The organism is Aeromonas sp. BIGb0405 (assembly GCF_024807335.1).
Taxonomy (GTDB): domain Bacteria; phylum Pseudomonadota; class Gammaproteobacteria; order Enterobacterales; family Aeromonadaceae; genus Aeromonas; species Aeromonas rivuli.
This window is the reverse complement of record NZ_JANUEP010000001.1, coordinates 392,628-409,774: the sequence shown is the minus strand read 5'-3', so window position 1 is coordinate 409,774 and position 17,147 is coordinate 392,628. Positions and strand designations below refer to the sequence as shown.

The following is a 17,147-nucleotide window of genomic DNA, read 5'->3' as shown; positions in this document are numbered from 1 at the left end:
TGTTAACCCATGTTCCCGAGGTTGAATCCTATTATGCAGCTGGCCCGCACCGAACAACAGCTCGAGATCCCGACCAGCTGGGCCGAGATCCCGCTGGGGGATTGGGTCGCCGCAGAGATCCAGGAGCGGCTCGACAGCTGGTGCCCGCAACTCTTTGGTTATCACCTGCTCAAAGTTGGCAGCCTGAGTGCCGAGCTATCCTGTGGCCATTCCAGCATTCGTCATCAGATTGGCATGGCCGGGCAGGGGCGCTTGCTCGATTGCCGAGGGGATCCTCTGGCACTGCCAGTCAGGGGAGGCAGCGTGGATGCCTGTCTGCTGGCCCACGTGCTCGATTTCAGCGTGGATCCCCATCAGGTGCTGCGTGAGGCCGAACGGGTACTGACCGATGATGGTTGGCTCATCCTGAGCGGCTACAACCCTCTGAGCCTGGCCGGCCTTGGCCATCTGCTGCCTGGGTTGAGTCGCCGACTGCCCTGGTCGGCGCGCATGTTCAGTCCGGCCAGAGTCACCGACTGGTTGCAGCTGTTGGGATTCGAGGTGATGTTCGATGACAGATTCGGCTACGCCATGATGGGGCCGCGCAGTCGTATCGGCTGGTGGCGCGAGAGCCTGGGCCGTGACTATCTGCGCCCCTTCGCCTCTGTCTATGTGATAGCGGCGCGCAAACGGCGCTATCCGTTGATCCCGGTGCGTCGCCCCTGGCAATTGGCCAAGCAGGTGACAGCGCCGGGCATGGCACGTCAGGGCTGGTAGCTGGTCGCGTCAATCACCGGGGATATCAGGGCTGGTAGCCGACATCGTCGGCCAGCTCTTTGCCACTGGCGGCATCCCGGGCCAGCTCATCACAACGTTCATTCTCGGGGTGCCCCGAGTGACCCTTGACCCAGAGCCATTCGATCTGATGGCGGGCGGCTTCTGCATCGAGTTGCTTCCACAAGTCCACATTCTTGACCGGCTGGCGGCCAGCGGTCATCCAGCCTTTCTTCTTCCAGCCGATGATCCACTGGGTGATGCCCTGGCGCACGTACTGGCTGTCGGTGGTGAGCCGCACCTGGCAGGGTTCGCTCAAGGTGCGCAGGCCGACGATGGCGGCCATCAGTTCCATGCGGTTGTTGGTGGTCAGGCGATAGCCCCCAGCCAACTCCTTGCGATGCTGACCGAAGACCATGACTGCGCCGTAGCCGCCCGGGCCCGGATTGCCGAGGCAGGAACCATCCGTATATAAATCAATCTGTTTTAACATGAGCCTTGGGGTAAACTAGCGAGTAAAACCGAAGTTTGACATAGATTGGAACATGAACACAGCCCAAGCCAACCGCCAAATTATTCTGGATACTGAAACCACAGGTATGAACTTTAGTGGGGGTCCGCACTATCTGGGCCACCGCATCATAGAGATCGGCTGCGTGGAGGTGATCAATCGTCGCCTGACCGGTAACCACTATCATGTCTACCTCAAGCCGGATCGGCTGGTGGATCCCGAGGCCATCCGGGTACACGGCATCACGGATGCGTTCCTGGTCGACAAGCCCCCCTTCAGCAAGGTAGCGAATGAGTTCATTGACTTCATTCGCGGCGCTGAACTGATCGCCCACAATGCCCCCTTTGACGTGGGCTTCATGGATTATGAGTTCAGCAAGCTGGGCCTCTCCCTCAAGACCACCGATATCTGTACCGTCACCGATACCCTGGCGATGGCGCGGGATCTCTTTCCGGGCAAGCGCAACAACCTGGATACCCTGTGCGATCGTTACGGCATAGACAACTCCCACCGTACCTTGCACGGCGCCTTGCTCGATGCGGAGATACTGGCAGACGTCTATCTGTTGATGACAGGTGGCCAGACCAAACTCAATCTGGCCGCCGAGGGGGGGGATGATGCCAACAAGGACACCGGCATACGCCGTCTGGATGCCACCAGATCGCCACTCAAGGTGATCCGCGCCAGTGCTGAGGCGCAGGCCGACCATGAAAGCCGGCTGGATCTGGTCCAGAAGAAGGGAGGTAGTTGCCTGTGGCGTCAATGAAATCTGGGGTCGTGCAAGGCAGTGGCCGGCGCCGCAGCCAGCAGAGGCAATCATGGCTCTGGCTGCTGGGCAGTTTGCTGCTTGGCACACTGCCCAGCCTGGCACAGGCCAATGAGGTGTTCGGTCCCTCCGATGTGCCGCTGCTCGACAACAGATTTCGCATCGATTACGGGATAAAGGAGGTCTCCTTTATCATCAAGCGCCAGCCGGGCAGCCCCTCGGTGATCCTGGTGCGCCCCGATGGCAGCAAGCTGTATGCAGGCCGGGTGCAGGCTCCCGAGGTGGGTTGGCTGGCCCTGGGGGATCAGGATGTGATCACCATACGTCATCCGATGGCAGGCCCCTGGCAGGCGATAGGGGCCGTCGATCCCAGCAACCGAGTTCGGCTGCTCAGCGATGTGACCCTGGATATGCAGCCCTTGCCCCAGCGTCTCTATCAGGGGGAGTACCTCAAGCTGGGGGCTCGCCTGCTCATCGATGGCAACACCCCGGATCGCAGCTACTATCTGACCGACTTGGGGATGACCGCTCGCCTGCAAGGCTTCAGCACCCCGGAACAGCAGGGGGAGCCGGTGTTTGAGAAGGCGCTCGGCCATTATCTGGACGATGGCAAGGGGCTCGATGAGGCGCCAGTCGATGGCATCCTGACCGCCGAGGTGTTGCTCGATGCACCGGCTGGCAAGTATCGGGCCCTGATCAGCACCGGCAATCAGGTGTTCGTGCGGGCCCGTGGACAGGAGGTGCTGCTCTACCCGCTACCGGTGAATTATCAGCTGCGCAGCAGCGGGGATCAGCAAGGGCCCGAGCTGGTGCTGCAGATAGATGGGGATGAGCTGGACCCGGCCACGGTCGCCATCAAGGGGGAGACCACCAGCAATACCGGTGCCCACACCGGCTTCAGTGCCCAGGGCAGCACGGGGGATCTCAAGGTGGATCTCGCCAAGTTGACTCAGGTGGGCAAGTATCGCGTCAGCGCCGAGCTGTTTGCCACCAGCCGCAGTGGCCGGGAGCTGCGTATCGCCCTGCCGGACAAGTCGTTTGACATCTATCCGGCGCTGGCGCCCGTGGCGCCGGCTCCGCTCGCCAGTGAGGCGGTGCCCGCACCCGCGCCTGGGTTTGAGGAGGAGCAAGGCACGCCCTGGTGGCTATGGCTGACGATCGGGCTGGGTGTGCTGGCGCTGCTGGGGGCAGGGGTGGGCTTCATGCTGTGGCAGAAACGGCGCGCCTTCCAGCGGGCCATGGCGGCCCAGCAGGCGGCCGAGGCCGAGCCGGGCCCGGTACTGGATCTCAATCTGCCCGGGCAGTGAGGCCCTGAGGTAAAAAACCGAACGAGTCACGTAGCACGAGGCCGCCGTCCCCAGGGACGGCGGCCTCGTTGTTTAGACCCTCTGCTCAGCCACGCTAAGTCGCCGCTTAGCTCTCGCCGATAAATTTATCGCGATAGGCGGCGCGAATGGCGAGAAAGTCATCGAGATTGCTCATCATCAGATCGACCAGCTGGGGATCGAAATGCTGACCCCGCTCCTCATTGATGAGAGCGATCACCTGCTCCAGTGGCCAGGCCTGCTTGTAGCAGCGATCCGACCCCAGGGCATCGAATACATCCGCCAGGGCAACGATGCGCCCGACCAGGGGGATGGCTTCCCCCGTCAGCCCTTGGGGGTAACCGTTGCCATTCCACTTCTCGTGGTGGTTAGCGGCTATGGTGGCGCCAATCTGGAACAGAGCCAGCTTGCTGCCGCACAGCATGTCATGCCCGAGCTGGGCATGGGTCTTCATGATCTCCCACTCCTCCGGGGTGAGCTTGCCCGGCTTGTGCAAGATGGCATCCGGGATGCCGACCTTGCCGATGTCATGGAGGGGGGAGGCGCGCTTGATAAGCTCGCTCTGCTGCTCATCCATGCCGAGCAGTTGGCAGAACAGCTCGGTATAGAGAGCCACCCGTTTGACGTGCAGACCGGACTCTTTGGAGCGTGATTCAACCAGCTCGCCGATGCGATAGATGATTTCGCGCTCGTTGTCGGCAATCAGCTCGTTGAGCCGGATATTCTCCAGCGCCACTATGATGTTTTCGGTGAACAGGCTGAGCAGGCTGGTGTCCATCTGACTCAGGGGGCGATGGGTTTCGATGTGAAACAGCAGGTGATGGCTGCGGTTCTGGCAGTAGAGCACCATCTCGTGGCCGTGGTAGACGTTGGCCGAACGAGCCATGGCCTCGCGAAAGATGGTGGGCGCATCGTGCAAGCGCATGGGCTCTTTGTCGGACAGGAGCGGTACCAGCATCTGATCTTTCAGCTCATAGGTCGCTTGTCTGACATTGTAGATCTGCGACTCTTCCAGGCTGAGCAGGGTACAGAGTTGGGTCTGGGCACCTTCGACGAATTGGCGCAGAGCCAACTTGTCGAAGATGCCCTTGGAAGCCTGGATGACCTTCTCCAGCCCATGGCGATGATTCTCCAGGGCACAGATATCACGATAGGAACGCAAACTGGCGCGCAGCAGGGTACGCAACTTCTGGGAGGTGAGTTCCGTCTTGTCCTTGTAGTCGTTGATGTCGTAGTTGTTGACCACGTCATCTTCCGGAGCCTGGCCGGGTTGACCGGTGCGAAGCACGATGCGTACCAGCTTGTTGTGGCACTCCTCGCGAGTGAAACGTACCACCTCCAGACCGGCATCGTCGGTCTCCATCACCACATCCAGCAGCAAGAGCGCCACGTCGGGATGTGCGAGGAGCAGCACCTTGGCCTCGGTGGCCGAATAGGCATCGAGAAAGGCCAGGGGTCTGCCATCGAATTCAAATTTGTTCAGGGTGAGTTTGGTGATGCGATGAACTTCCGGTTCATCATCCACTATCATCACCTTCCAGCCTTCCTGCTGCTTATCCTGAGGAGGCACGACCTCGTCATCGATAATCAGGATATTATCATCCATATCGGGATCCTGTGTTTCACCTTCGCCTACCTTAACTGCTTCGCCGAGGTTAGCAAACTCATTGAAATATAAATAGCGAACTGGATCGGCTTCAGATTGTCGGGGGAGAGGATATGGCAGGAAATACCCCATGTTCTTTGCCATGACACCCCCTTTGGCAGGGAGATGGCGAAGGGGAAGATAGAAAACGCCTCCCGATGGGAGGCGTGTGTTGCAAGCGGGAGTTCAGGCTGCCCTGTGGTAGGCGGATGCCTCGAACAGGGCCTTGTTGGCCACCAGATCGATGGGGTCGAAGTCATCGACGTTGATGGTGCGCAGCCGGCTTATTTCGGCGCGGCGCAGCAGTTCGGCCTCCGCCTCATTCAGGGTGCCAGCGGCCAGACCCGCTTCGGCTACCTTGTCCAGCTGGGTGAAGGGGCGACGGACGCCATCAGCCTTGCACACCTTGTCAAACAGCGGCTCGGCAGCCAGTACTTCGTCCAGTGCCTGTTCCAGCAGGCCGAAGGGGTTACCCTCCTCGCGAGTGAGATACTGACCTTCGGCCAGACGACTGCGGGTTGCACTCGGCGTTTGCAGCAGACGGGCAACCTGACTATCCAATTTGTCGCTCGGGCGCTTCAGATCACGGCCCAGCGGCAGCACTATGATGCGCAGAGCCAAGCCAATCCAGCGATTCGGGAAGTTGCGCAGCAACTCGTCGATCGCCTCTTGCGCCTTGAACAGGGCATCTTGCAGTGCCCAGTGCAGCAGCGGCAGATCCGCCTGCTGACGACCTTCGTCCTGGAAGCGCTTGAGGGCGCTCGAGGCCAGATAGAGCTGGCTCAACACATCGCCGAGGCGGGCGGAGACCCGCTCCTTGCGTTTGAGCTCGCCGCCCAGGGTCGCCATCGCCATGTCCGACAGGAAAGCCAGGTTGGCAGAGAGCCGGGTCAGCTGCTGATAGTAGCCGCGGGTGCCGTCCTTGAAGGGGGCGCCGGCGATACGGGCGCCGGTGATCCCCAGGCTGAAGCTGCGCACCAGGTTGCTGATGGCGAAACCGACGTGGCTGAACATCGCCTTGTCGAAATCTTTGAGCGCCTGCTCCTTGTCCGGGTGGCTGGCGGCCAGCATCTCGGGCAACACATAGGGGTGGCAGCGAATGGCGCCCTGACCATAGATGATCATGCTGCGGGTCAGGATATTGGCCCCTTCGACCGTGACGGCGATGGGCGCACCCTGGTAGCCACGGGCCAGGTAGTTGTTCGGGCCCATGCAGATCGCCTTGCCGCCGTGGATGTCCATGGCATCGATGACGCACTTCTGGGCGCGGTCGGTGAGGTGATACTTGACGATGGCGGAGATGACCGAGGGCTTTTCCCCCAGATCGATGCCGGTCACCGTCATCTTGGCGGCGGCGCCCATGATGTAGGCGTTACCGCCCAGGCGTGCCAGCGGCTCTTCGATGCCTTCCATCTTGCCGATGGGCAGCTTGAACTGGCGGCGGATGCGGCTGTAGGCGCCGCTCGCCAGGGCCAGCATCTTGACGCCCCCTGTGCTGTTGGAGGGCAGGGTGATGCCACGGCCGACCGACAGACATTCGACCAGCATGCGCCAGCCCTGACCGGCCATGGCCGGGCCGCCGATGATGAAGTCGAGCGGTACGAACACCTCTTCGCCGCGGGTCGGACCGTTCTGGAACGGCACGTTGAGGGGGAAGTGACGGCGGCCAATCTCGACGCCCTTGATGTCGGTGGGGATCAGGGCGCAGGTGATGCCAAGCTCCTCCTCCTCACCCAGCAGGTGATCCGGGTCGCGCAGCTTGAACGCCAGCCCCAGCACGGTGGCGATGGGGGCGAGGGTTATGTAGCGCTTGTTCCAGGTCAGGCGCATGCCGAGCACCTCTTCTCCTTCCCATTCACCCTTGCAGACAACGCCGAAGTCGGGGATGGAGCCCGCATCCGAGCCCGCTTCCGGGCTGGTCAGGGCGAAGCAGGGGATCTCCTTGCCGATGGCCAGACGAGGCAGGTAGTGGTCTTTCTGCTCTTCGGTGCCGTAGTGTTGCAGCAGCTCCCCCGGGCCCAGCGAGTTGGGCACGCCGACGGTGGAGGCGAGCACGGCGCTGGCGCCGCACAGTTTCTGCAACACGCAGGATTGGGCATAGGCGGAGAACTCCAGGCCACCGTATTTTTTCTTGATGATCATGGCGAAGAACTTGTGGTCCTTCAGGTATTGCCACACCTCGGGGGAGAGATCCGCGCGCTCGTGGGTCACTTCCCAGTCATTGACCATGCGGCACACCTCTTCGACCGGGCCGTCCATGAAGGCCTGCTCGGCGGCAGAGAGGGTACTGACCGGGATGGCGTGCAGCTTCTTCCAGTCCGGGTTGCCGGCAAAGAGATCCGCTTCCCACCAGGTGGTGCCTGCGTCGATGGCCTCTTTTTCGGTGCGGGACATCTCCGGCATGATGGACTTGTAGAGCTTGAACAGCGGCTTGGTCAGCTGGTTGCGGCGAAACTCCACCAGGTTGAGCGGGATGGCGATCAGGGCGAACAGGGCCCAGGCCAGCAGAGGCACATGACCCACCAGGGTGCCCAGCACCAGGGTGGCCAAGGTGACCAGGGTAGAGATAAACAGGGACACCCGGCGATAAGCCAGGGCGCCGATAACCAGGATCACCCCGAGCAGAGTGAGGGTCGTCGTCATTGCTTGCTCCTTGCGTGATAGGATGCCAAATTGGCTCAACTCATCCAGAGGTCTGACCTGTTGGATATGGCCCTGTTGTAATTCATACGCAGAAACTTATCAAGTTGTTTACAAGCCTGTTACCGGCGTAATGTGAGCGCCCTAACGCAATTTGACGCAGCCAGTGCCCGCCCGGGGGCGACTCCTTCTCCGGCTTGTGCGAGAATGGCCGCGACGACATTTTGGAAGAGATATCATGTACCAAGACTTGATCCGCAATGAACTGACCGAAGCGGCCGGCGTGCTGCAGGCATTCCTGGCCGATGAGCAGAATCTGAACAACATCGAGGCCGCTGCCAAGTTGCTGGCCGACTCCTTCAAGCAAGAGGGCAAGGTGCTCTCCTGTGGCAACGGTGGCTCCCACTGTGATGCCATGCACTTTGCCGAAGAGTTGACCGGCCGTTATCGCGAGAACCGCCCCGGTTATGCCGGTATCGCCATCTCGGACCCCAGCCATCTCTCCTGCGTCTCCAACGATTTTGGCTACGACTATGTCTTCTCCCGTTATGTGGAGGCGGTTGGCCGTCGCGGCGACGTGCTGCTCGGCATCTCCACCAGCGGCAACTCAGGCAACATCCTCAAGGCCATCGAAGCCGCTCATGCCAAGGGCATGAAGGTGATCGCCCTGACCGGCAAGGATGGCGGCAAGATGGCTGGCCTGGCCGATGTCGAGATCCGGGTGCCGCACTTCGGTTATGCCGACCGCATTCAGGAGATACACATCAAGGTGATCCATATCCTGATCCAGCTGGTCGAAAAAGAGATGGCCGAGTAAGGCCGCGGTCGATATGCACGAACCGCTGTGCCTCAGTTCGTGCGGGCAGGGGGAGAATGATCATGTGTGAACTGCTCGGCATGAGTGCCAATGTACCGACCGATATCTGCTTCAGTTTTACCGGACTGATGCTGCGCGGCGGCAAGACCGGCCCCCACAAGGATGGCTGGGGCATCACCTTCTATGAAGGAAAGGGGTGCCGCACCTTCAAGGATCCCGAGCCCAGTGCCGAATCCCCCATCGCCAGGCTGGTGCAGGCGCTGCCCATCAAGAGCCGCGCCGTGGTGAGTCACATCCGTCAGGCGAACCGGGGTTGCGTCTCGCTGGAGAATACCCACCCCTTCACCCGTGAGCTGTGGGGCCGTAACTGGACCTTCGCCCACAACGGCCAGCTGACCGGTTACAAGAAGCTGGCGACAGGTCGGCACAGGCCCATCGGCGATACCGACAGCGAGCATGCTTTCTGCTGGTTGCTGAGTCGGCTCGAGCAGAAATATCCCCGTCGTCCCGCCAACTTCCCGGCCATGTTCCGCCATCTGGCGAGCCTGTGCGACGAGCTGCGCGCCCTGGGGGTATTCAACATGCTGCTCTCCGATGGCGAGTACGTGATGACCTATTGCAGCAACAACCTGCACTGGCTCACCCGCCGGGCACCCTTTGGCGAGGCCCGTCTGCTCGATGAGGACGTGGCCATCGATTTTCAGAGTGAGACCACCCCCAACGACGTGGTGACCCTGATAGCGACCCGGCCGCTGACCGGCAATGAATCCTGGCAACAGATGACGGCGGGGGAGCATTGCCTGTTTCGACTCGGCGAGCTGGTGTCACGCCAGGGCGGCAAGGGGGCTGCCTGAATCAGGCCGCTATTGACGACCGGCTGGTCAGAGGGATCGCAGGATAAAGAAGAGGGAGGCCCATGGGCCTCCCTCTTTACGTTTCAGCTACTGGTCGGTGCCGGACCCAGATTCAGTCGTTGGCATAACCGGCCTGGCCAAGAGGCTGCCCATCGAGGTGGGCTCCGCTGGCATCACAGCGCAATCTGCCCTGACAGAACCACTGCACCACCAGGGGGTAGAGGCTGTGTTCCTGCACCTGCACCCGGGCCGCCACATCGCTCGGCTCATCTTCCGGGAAGATGGGCACCCGCGCCTGCAGCACCACGGGGCCGCCATCGAGCTCCTCGGTGACGAAGTGGACGCTGGCGCCATGTTCCTTGTCACCGGCCTCGATGGCGCGTTGGTGGGTGTGCAGTCCCTGATACTTGGGCAGCAGGGAGGGGTGGATGTTGAGCATGCGTCCCTGATAGTGACGCACCAGGTCCCCGGTGAGGATCCGCATAAAGCCTGCCAGCACGATGAGGTCCGGCTGGTGGCTGTCGATGCGGGCCATCAGGGCGGCATCGTAAGCCTCGCGGCTCTCGAAGCCCTGATGGGCGAGCACCTCGGCGGCAACCCCCGCTTGCTGGGCCCGCACCAGACCATAGGCATCGGCCTTGTTGCTGATGACCGCCACGACCTGGCCGTCAATCCGCCCCTGGCCGCAGCCATCCAGTATGGCCTGCAGGTTGCTACCGCTGCCGGAGATAAGCACGAGGATGCGGGTCATTTGATGATGACCTGCTCCTCGCCATCGGCGGCCTTGGCGATATGACCAATGTGCCAGGCGTTCTCACCCTCTGCCTTGAGCAGCGCCAGCGCCTTGTCCAGCTCGCTGGCGGGCAGGGCGACTATCATGCCGACGCCGCAGTTGAAGGTGCGATACATCTCGAAGCGGGTGACGTTACCCGCTTGCTGCAGCCAGCTGAACACCGCCGGCCACTGCCAGCTCTGCTCGTTGATCACCGCCTGGGTATTGGCGGGCAACACGCGGGGGATGTTCTCCCAGAAGCCGCCGCCGGTGATGTGGGACAGGGCGTGGATCTCGCACTCTTTGATGAGCTTGAGCACGGGTTTGACATAGATGCGGGTCGGTTCCAGCAGGGCATTGGCCAGGGTGGTCTCACCCAGTGGCTGCTGCACATCGGCGCCGGACACTTCCAGGATCTTGCGGATGAGGGAGAAGCCATTGGAGTGGGGGCCGCTGGCGGCCAGGGCGATCAGGGCATCGCCCTCACCGACCTTGCTGCCGTCGATGATCTCGCTCTTCTCGACCACACCGACACAGAAGCCGGCGATGTCGTAATCATCCCCCTCATACATGCCAGGCATCTCGGCGGTTTCGCCGCCGACCAGGGAGCAGCCGGACTGCTCGCAGCCCAGGCCAATGCCGGTGACCACGCTGGCGGCGGTGTCCACATTCAGCTTGCCCGTCGCATAGTAGTCGAGGAAGAACAGCGGCTCGGCGCCTTGCACGATCAGGTCATTGACGCACATGGCCACCAGATCGATGCCAACGGTATCGTGTTTCTTCAGATCGATGGCCAGACGCAGCTTGGTCCCCACACCATCGGTACCGGAGACCAATACTGGCTCCTTGTAGCCCGCCGGGATTTGACACAGGGCCCCAAAGCCGCCAAGACCACCAAGGACTTCAGGACGACGAGTGCGCTTCGATACGCCCTTGATACGTTCAACCAGTGCGTTGCCGGCATCGATATCAACGCCAGCATCCTTGTAGCTCAGTGAGGTTTTGTCAGTCACGCGAGTAGTCCCCGTCATGTATAGAAGTGGAGGGTAAAATTCGGGGCACATTCTACCAGCCAGGGCCGAAAACCAGAAAGGAAATCGTTTGCGCGTTTTTCCCCGGAAAAGCTCTACAGCCAAGGGTTTTTATTGTATGATTCCGCGATTTTTCTTGCGGCAGTTAGAGGAGATAATAATGAAGGTCATCGAAGCCAAACACCCCCTGGTCAAGCACAAGATTGGCCTGATGCGCGAAGGCGACATCAGCACCAAACGCTTTCGTGAACTGGCCAAAGAGGTTGGCAGCCTGCTGACTTACGAAGCCACCTCTGACTTCGAAACTGAGAAGGTCACCATCAATGGCTGGAACGGCCCGGTAGAAGTTGACCAGATCAAGGGCAAGAAGGTGACGGTCGTGCCTATCCTGCGCGCCGGTCTTGGCATGATGGATGGCGTGCTCGAGCACATGCCGAGCGCCCGGGTCAGCGTGGTGGGCATCTATCGCGATGAAGAGACCCTGCAACCGGTCCCTTATTTCGAGAAGATCGTCAGCAACATCGAAGAGCGTCTGGCCCTGGTCATTGACCCCATGCTGGCCACCGGCGGCTCCATGATCGCCACCATAGACCTGCTCAAGAAGAAGGGCTGCCACTCCATCAAGGTGCTGGTGCTGGTTGCCGCCCCGGAAGGACTCAAGGCCCTGGAAGCCGCGCATCCTGACGTGGAAGTCTACTGCGCCGCCATCGATGACGGCCTGAACGAGAAGGGCTACATAGTCCCGGGTCTGGGCGATGCTGGCGACAAGATCTTCGGCACCAAGTAAGCCCGATTAGTCAGCTCAAGAGACGCCTGACAGATATCGGGGGCGCAGATAGCCCTCACAAAAGCCGACCCCAGGGTCGGCTTTGTCATGTCTGGCTGTTTGCTCATTCGGGCAAGGGGTAGCGGGCATCGACACCTTGTGAGTTGTGGCGTCGGCAGCGAACCCGGCTTGCTGGCGGATAGGGCTTGCCGCTACCATATCACCACATCCTGTTCGCCAGAGAGCTGTTTCCCATGCATAAATGTCTGTTCGCCCTCTGTGGCGCCCTGTTTGCCTGCACCCTGTCAGCCGCTCAGGTCAACGATCTCTACCAAGGCATGGCGCCAACCAGCGGCGACATGACGGCGGCCCAGGGCCAGGCGCTGTCTCAGGTGCTGGTCAAGGTGAGCGGCAAGCGCGATATTCTGGCGCAGCCTGAGGTGGTCAAGGCGCTGGCTGCCCCCAAGGAGTTTGTGCAGCAATACGGCTATCAGGATGAGGGCCAGGTGCAGATGCTCAAGGCGCAGTTCGTGGCCGCCAAGGTCAATGCCCTGATCGCGGCCAGCAAATATGCGCTGCTTGGCCCCGCCCGTCCGCAGCTTGCGTTCTGGTTGGTTCAGGACGACGGGGAGCGCCGTATCATTTCGGATCAGTCCGGTGATGGCTGGTCTCCCGTGCTGCGCAGCCAGGCCCAGGCCCTGGGGCTGCCGGTCAGCATTCCTCTGATGGATTTGGATGACAGCATGGCGGTCAGTGCCACCGATGTCTGGGGTCGTTTCGCCGGCCCCATCCTCAAGGCCAGCCAACGCTACGGTGCCGAGATGGTGGTGCTGGGCCAATTAGTGGCCAAAGGGGAAGAGTGGACCCTGGATTGGGCCCTCTATGGCCCCAAGTCAGGGGCAACCGAGCAGCTGACCAAGGGGGAGGTGCAAGGTAGCCAGCAGGAGATCGCCACCGGTTTGGCCGATGCCCTGGCCGGTTGGCTGGTGGAGAACTATGGCGCCCGTCTTGGCGGTGCCAGTTCAAGCCAAGCCTTGCAGATTGAAGGGGTGCAGGGCATCGATGACATGATCAGCCTGCAAAAACTGCTGCAAGGCATGGCGAGTGTCACCCAGGTCACCATAGGCCAGCTCAATGGCGACAAGGTCAACTTCTCCCTCACTCTGCAGGGGGACAAAGCCGAACTCATTCGCGGCCTGGAGCTCGAGCCCAGGTTGCAGCGTCTACCCGATGAGGGCAATCTGCGTTACCAATGGTCGCAGCCTTAGCGCCTGCCGCCGCCGGGCTCCGGTCCGGCGGTTCTCTATCTGGCCGAGCGATGTTACACTAGCGCACAAATGTCACAGTCAAAGCCCACCGAGTGAAGCAACCGGCCCAACTGTCTTTAGCCGTACAACTTCCGGATGATGAAACCTTCGTCAGTTTCTATCCCGGCAACAACGCCCATCTGATCACGGCTCTGAAGAATGCCGCCATCGGTCAGGGCGCACCTTTCCTCTATTTCTGGGGTGCCAAGGGCTCAGGCCGCTCCCATCTGCTGCATGCCACCTGCGCCGAGGTCAACGCCCGCGACGCCGCCGCCGCCTATCTCTCCCTCGATCAGTTTGAAAAGCTGGATCCCAGCATGCTCGATGCCATGGAGAGTCTGCCCCTGGTCTGCCTCGACAGTCTGGAGGCCATTGCTGGCAACAGCCTCTGGGAGCGGGCCCTGTTCGATTTTTACAATCGCTGGCAGGAGAAGGGAGAGGGAACGCTCGTTGTGACCGGTTGCAGTGCGCCGCGCAAGCTGGGGCTACAACTGCCGGATCTGGCCTCACGCCTCGACTGGGGGGTCTCCTTCCAATTGCAGGAGCTCGATGATGAGGGCAAGCTCAGTGCCCTGCAACTGAGGGCCGAACTGCGTGGTTTCAAGTTGCCCATCGATGTGGGCCGCTTCCTGCTCAATCGCCTCTCCCGTGACATGCGCACTCTGCTCAGCACCCTCAATCAACTCGATAACGCCTCCTTCAGCGCCAAGCGCAAGCTCACCATTCCCTTTGTGAAAGAGATCCTCGCGCTCTGATCCTGTCGGGCACCGGCGACATCAAGCCGGGCGTGCGAGGCGAGCGAAACAGAAACCCCGGCACCAGGCCGGGGTTTTTTATCAGTGCGACTCAAGTACTCAGATCAATGGAACTGATCTTCTTCGGTGGAACCGGTCAGTGCCGTGACCGAGGATTGACCGCCCTGGATGACGGTAGTGACCTTGTCAAAATACCCGGTCCCCACCTCCTGCTGGTGTGCCACGAAGGTGTAACCACGGCTTGCCGCGGCAAACTCCGGCTCCTGCACCATCTCGACATAGTGCTTCATCCCCTCACCACGGGCGTACTGGTAGGCCAGCTCGTACATGTGGAACCACATGTTATGAATGCCAGCGAGGGTGATGAACTGGTACTTGTAGCCCATGTCGGACAGCTCCTGCTGGAAGCGGGCGATGGTGGCATCGTCCAGGTTCTTCTTCCAGTTGAAGCTCGGCGAGCAGTTGTAGGCCAGTATGGTGTCCGGGTACTGGGCCTTGATGGCTTCGGCAAACTGGCGTGCCTCGTCCAAGTCCGGCTTGGCGGTTTCGCACCACACCATGTCGGCATAAGGGGCATAGGCGAGGCCGCGGGAGATGGCCTGCTCGATACCCGCTTGCACCTTGTAGAAGCCCTCGGCGGTGCGCTCACCGGTCAGGAAGCCGGCATCGTAGGGATCGGCATCCGTGGTCAGCAAGTCAGCCGCGTTGGCATCGGTGCGGGCGATCACTAGGGTGGTGGTGCCACAGACATCTGCCGCAAGGCGAGCAGCAACCAGCTTTTGCACCGCTTCCTGGGTCGGGACCAGCACCTTGCCGCCCATGTGGCCGCACTTCTTCACCGAGGCGAGCTGATCTTCGAAGTGCACGCCGGCGGCGCCCGCTTCAATCATCCCCTTCATCAGCTCAAACGCGTTCAGCACCCCACCGAAACCGGCTTCGGCATCCGCCACTATCGGCAGGAAGTAGTCGATGAAACCGGCATCCTGCGGGCCCACCTTGTTGGCCCACTGGATCTGGTCGGCACGGGCGAAGGAGTTGTTGATGCGCTCCACCACGGACGGGACCGAGTTGGCCGGGTAGAGAGACTGATCCGGGTACATGGTGGAGGACAAGTTGTTGTCCGCCGCCACCTGCCAGCCGGAGAGGTAGATCGCCTCGATACCGGCCTTGGCCTGCTGCACCGCCTGGCCGCCGGTCAGGGCGCCAAGGCAGTTGACGTAGCCCTTCCTGGCGCTACCGTGGATCAGCTCCCACAACTTGTCGGCGCCGCGTTGGGCCAGGGTATGGGCGGGGACCAGGCTGCCACGCAGGTTCACCACGTCTTCGGCGCTGTAGCCGCGTTTGATCCCTTTCCAGCGGGGGTTTTCTGCCCAGTCTTTCTCGATAGCCTGGATCTGTTGCTCACGGGTCAGTGCCATATCAGTTCCCTCTTTCATTGATTTCACGTGTCCATTGTTTTGTTATTGGCGAGCCCCGCCCGGGGCCCGGATTCAGAGCCGCTCGTAACCGGGCAGCGTCAGAAAATCGATCAGGGTGTCGGCGCAGGTGATCTGCTCCATCAGCTCGCTCGCCTCGGCAAAGCGGCCGGCCTGCCAGCGGGCCTCACCCACCTCGGTTTCGACCACCTGCTGCTCTTCGGCCAGCATCTGGCGGAACAGCGCCTTGGTCACCACCTGGCCGTTCGACAGGCTCTTGCCGTGGCGGATCCACTGCCAGATGGAGGTGCGGGAGATCTCGGCGGTGGCCGCATCTTCCATCAGACCGTAGATGGGCACGCAGCCGTTGCCGCCGATCCAGGCTTCCAAATATTGCAGGGCGATGCGGATATTGGTGCGCATGCCCGCCTCGGTGCGCTCCCCCTCGCAGGGAGCCAGCAGCTCGGCGGCGGTGATGGGGGCATCTTGCTCGCGCAGTACGCCTATCTGATTCTTTTCACCGGCGGGAATAGCGGCGTTGAACACCGCCATGGCGGTATCGGCGAGGCCGGGGTGGGCCACCCAGGTGCCGTCGTGACCGTTGTGCGCCTCCCGCTCCTTGTCGGCCTTGACCTTGGCGAACACCTGCTCGTTGACCGCGGCATCCTTGGCCGGGATGAAGGCAGCCATGCCGCCCATGGCCAGGGCACCGCGTTGGTGGCAGGTCTTGATCAGCAGCCGCGAATAGGCGGACAGGAACGGCTTGTCCATGGTGACCACCTGGCGGTCGGGCAGCACGCGGTCGGGATGGTTCTTCAGGGTCTTGATGTAGCTGAAGATGTAGTCCCAGCGGCCGCAGTTGAGCGCCACTATGTGATCCTTCATCTGATAGAGCAGTTCATCCATCTCGAACACCGCTGGCAGGGTCTCGATAAGCACGGTGGCCTTGATGGTGCCGCGGGGCAGCCCGAACTTGTCTTCGGTCCAGGCGAACACCTCGCTCCACCAGCGCCCTTCCAGGTGGCTCTGCAGCTTGGGCAGGTAGAAGTAGGGGCCAGAGCCCTTGGCCAGCAGCGCCTTGTGGTTGTGCAGGAAATAGAGCGCGAAGTCGAACAGGCTGCCGGGGATGGGGGCGCCATCGAAGGTGACGTGTTTTTCCGGCAGATGCAGGCCGCGCACCCGGCAGATCAGTACCGCCGGATCGGCCTTGAGGCTATATGACTTACCTTCCGGGCTCTGGTAGGAGACGGTGCCGTTGACCGCATCGCGCAGGTTGATCTGACCCTCGATCACCTTATTCCAGGCCGGTGCCAGTGAGTCTTCGAAGTCGGCCATGAACACCTTGACGTTGGCGTTGAGGGCGTTGATCACCATCTTGCGCTCGACCGGGCCGGTGATCTCCACACGGCGGTCCTGCAGATCGGCGGGGATGCCGCGCACCGTCCAGTTGCCCTCGCGGATATGGGCCGTCTCGGGCAGGAAGTCCGGCAGCTCGCCACCGTCGATACGGGCCTGACGGGCGATGCGCTGCTTGAGCAACTCTTTGCGCTGGGGAGCGAAATGTTCCACCAGTTCGGACACCAGCGCCACCGCTTCCGGTGTCAGTATTTGTGAATACTCGGGTTGCATGGGGCCTTCAATGCGAAGGCGATCACTGCAAAGGGCCTGGGCCGGTGCCGACATGGGGGTCACTCCTGTGAAAATTACATTTTGAACTAAATAACTACGACTAAAGTCGATCCCTGTTCACTGTCACCCTCAGTCATGCCAGGTAACATGATTGTTAAGGT

Annotated in this window: 15 protein-coding genes; 8 read left to right on the top strand and 7 right to left on the bottom strand. The window is 61.3% G+C overall.

Going from position 1 to position 17,147, the window contains the following annotated elements; all coding sequences use genetic code 11:
• Nucleotides 1-33 precede the first annotated feature (33 nt).
• A complete protein-coding gene (locus M2366_RS02000; RefSeq protein WP_042039676.1) occupies nt 34-756 on the top strand; it encodes a class I SAM-dependent methyltransferase in 723 nt (240 codons plus the stop codon).
• A gap of 25 nt (nt 757-781) precedes the next feature.
• On the opposite strand, the gene rnhA is transcribed toward M2366_RS02000, so the two are convergent.
• A complete protein-coding gene (rnhA, locus tag M2366_RS01995; protein ID WP_042039675.1) occupies nt 782-1,246 on the bottom strand; it encodes a ribonuclease HI in 465 nt (154 codons plus the stop codon).
• A gap of 52 nt (nt 1,247-1,298) precedes the next feature.
• On the opposite strand from rnhA, the gene dnaQ reads away from it, so the two are divergent.
• Together dnaQ and M2366_RS01985 are read left to right on the top strand one after the other, a co-directional pair.
• Nucleotides 1,299-2,030 (top strand): DNA polymerase III subunit epsilon, encoded by a 732-nt coding sequence (dnaQ, locus tag M2366_RS01990; protein ID WP_042039674.1) that lies wholly within the window; start codon nt 1,299-1,301, stop codon nt 2,028-2,030.
• The gene (locus M2366_RS01985; protein ID WP_259268812.1) at nt 2,027-3,337 is read left to right on the top strand and encodes a TIGR03503 family protein; all 1,311 of its coding nucleotides are present in this window, start codon (nt 2,027-2,029) and stop codon (nt 3,335-3,337) included. The genes dnaQ and M2366_RS01985 overlap by 4 nt, the downstream gene beginning before the upstream one ends.
• 106 nt (nt 3,338-3,443) lie before the next feature.
• Here M2366_RS01985 and M2366_RS01980 read toward each other — a convergent pair whose 3' ends face one another.
• Nucleotides 3,444-4,961 (bottom strand): HD domain-containing phosphohydrolase, encoded by a 1,518-nt coding sequence (locus tag M2366_RS01980; protein ID WP_259268811.1) that lies wholly within the window; start codon nt 4,959-4,961, stop codon nt 3,444-3,446.
• 225 nt (nt 4,962-5,186) lie between these two features.
• On the bottom strand, nt 5,187-7,643 hold the full coding sequence (gene fadE / locus M2366_RS01975; protein ID WP_259268810.1) for an acyl-CoA dehydrogenase FadE: 2,457 nt from the start codon (nt 7,641-7,643) through the stop codon (nt 5,187-5,189).
• A gap of 235 nt (nt 7,644-7,878) precedes the next feature.
• Between fadE and lpcA the strand changes: the two genes are divergently transcribed.
• Both lpcA and M2366_RS01965 read left to right on the top strand, forming a co-directional pair.
• Nucleotides 7,879-8,457 (top strand): D-sedoheptulose 7-phosphate isomerase, encoded by a 579-nt coding sequence (gene lpcA / locus M2366_RS01970; RefSeq protein WP_042039670.1) that lies wholly within the window; start codon nt 7,879-7,881, stop codon nt 8,455-8,457.
• 62 nt (nt 8,458-8,519) lie between these two features.
• On the top strand, nt 8,520-9,311 hold the full coding sequence (locus M2366_RS01965) for a class II glutamine amidotransferase (RefSeq protein ID WP_042039744.1): 792 nt from the start codon (nt 8,520-8,522) through the stop codon (nt 9,309-9,311).
• Nucleotides 9,312-9,423: 112 nt separating this feature from the next.
• Here M2366_RS01965 and purN read toward each other — a convergent pair whose 3' ends face one another.
• Both purN and purM read right to left on the bottom strand, forming a co-directional pair.
• Entirely contained in the window at nt 9,424-10,062 is a 639-nt protein-coding gene (purN, locus tag M2366_RS01960; RefSeq protein ID WP_259236275.1) for a phosphoribosylglycinamide formyltransferase, read from the bottom strand.
• On the bottom strand, nt 10,059-11,096 hold the full coding sequence (gene purM, locus M2366_RS01955) for a phosphoribosylformylglycinamidine cyclo-ligase (RefSeq protein ID WP_084218089.1): 1,038 nt from the start codon (nt 11,094-11,096) through the stop codon (nt 10,059-10,061). Before purM ends, purN begins: the two co-directional genes overlap by 4 nt.
• 178 nt (nt 11,097-11,274) lie before the next feature.
• Between purM and upp the strand changes: the two genes are divergently transcribed.
• From upp to hda, 3 genes are all read left to right on the top strand, one after another.
• Entirely contained in the window at nt 11,275-11,901 is a 627-nt protein-coding gene (upp, locus tag M2366_RS01950; protein WP_005893847.1) for a uracil phosphoribosyltransferase, read from the top strand.
• Between the two features lie 233 nt (nt 11,902-12,134).
• Nucleotides 12,135-13,148, top strand: a complete 1,014-nt coding sequence (locus tag M2366_RS01945) for a DUF2066 domain-containing protein (RefSeq protein ID WP_259268809.1) — start codon at nt 12,135-12,137, stop codon at nt 13,146-13,148.
• A 92-nt stretch (nt 13,149-13,240) separates the two neighbouring features.
• On the top strand, nt 13,241-13,942 hold the full coding sequence (hda, locus tag M2366_RS01940) for a DnaA inactivator Hda (protein WP_042039664.1): 702 nt from the start codon (nt 13,241-13,243) through the stop codon (nt 13,940-13,942).
• 104 nt (nt 13,943-14,046) lie between these two features.
• On the opposite strand, the gene aceA is transcribed toward hda, so the two are convergent.
• Together aceA and aceB are read right to left on the bottom strand one after the other, a co-directional pair.
• Nucleotides 14,047-15,360: an isocitrate lyase gene (gene aceA, locus M2366_RS01935; protein WP_224432605.1), complete on the bottom strand. Its 1,314-nt coding sequence runs from the start codon at nt 15,358-15,360 to the stop codon at nt 14,047-14,049.
• Nucleotides 15,361-15,432: 72 nt separating this feature from the next.
• Nucleotides 15,433-17,040, bottom strand: coding sequence for a malate synthase A (gene aceB, locus M2366_RS01930; protein ID WP_259268808.1), 1,608 nt, complete (start codon nt 17,038-17,040; stop codon nt 15,433-15,435).
• Between the last annotated feature and the right edge of the window lie 107 nt (nt 17,041-17,147).

Excerpts from the sequence above, each read along its gene's own strand:
- M2366_RS02000 (WP_042039676.1), top strand. The coding sequence starts at position 34 with ATGCAGCTGGCCCGCACCGAACAACAGCTCGAGATCCCGACCAGCTGG.
- rnhA (WP_042039675.1), bottom strand. The coding sequence starts at position 1,246 with ATGTTAAAACAGATTGATTTATATACGGATGGTTCCTGCCTCGGCAAT.
- dnaQ (WP_042039674.1), top strand. The coding sequence starts at position 1,299 with ATGAACACAGCCCAAGCCAACCGCCAAATTATTCTGGATACTGAAACC.
- M2366_RS01985 (WP_259268812.1), top strand. The coding sequence starts at position 2,027 with ATGAAATCTGGGGTCGTGCAAGGCAGTGGCCGGCGCCGCAGCCAGCAG.
- M2366_RS01980 (WP_259268811.1), bottom strand. The coding sequence starts at position 4,961 with ATGGATGATAATATCCTGATTATCGATGACGAGGTCGTGCCTCCTCAG.
- fadE (WP_259268810.1), bottom strand. The coding sequence starts at position 7,643 with ATGACGACGACCCTCACTCTGCTCGGGGTGATCCTGGTTATCGGCGCC.
- lpcA (WP_042039670.1), top strand. The coding sequence starts at position 7,879 with ATGTACCAAGACTTGATCCGCAATGAACTGACCGAAGCGGCCGGCGTG.
- M2366_RS01965 (WP_042039744.1), top strand. The coding sequence starts at position 8,520 with ATGTGTGAACTGCTCGGCATGAGTGCCAATGTACCGACCGATATCTGC.
- purN (WP_259236275.1), bottom strand. The coding sequence starts at position 10,062 with ATGACCCGCATCCTCGTGCTTATCTCCGGCAGCGGTAGCAACCTGCAG.
- upp (WP_005893847.1), top strand. The coding sequence starts at position 11,275 with ATGAAGGTCATCGAAGCCAAACACCCCCTGGTCAAGCACAAGATTGGC.
- M2366_RS01945 (WP_259268809.1), top strand. The coding sequence starts at position 12,135 with ATGCATAAATGTCTGTTCGCCCTCTGTGGCGCCCTGTTTGCCTGCACC.
- aceA (WP_224432605.1), bottom strand. The coding sequence starts at position 15,360 with ATGGCACTGACCCGTGAGCAACAGATCCAGGCTATCGAGAAAGACTGG.
- aceB (WP_259268808.1), bottom strand. The coding sequence starts at position 17,040 with ATGTCGGCACCGGCCCAGGCCCTTTGCAGTGATCGCCTTCGCATTGAA.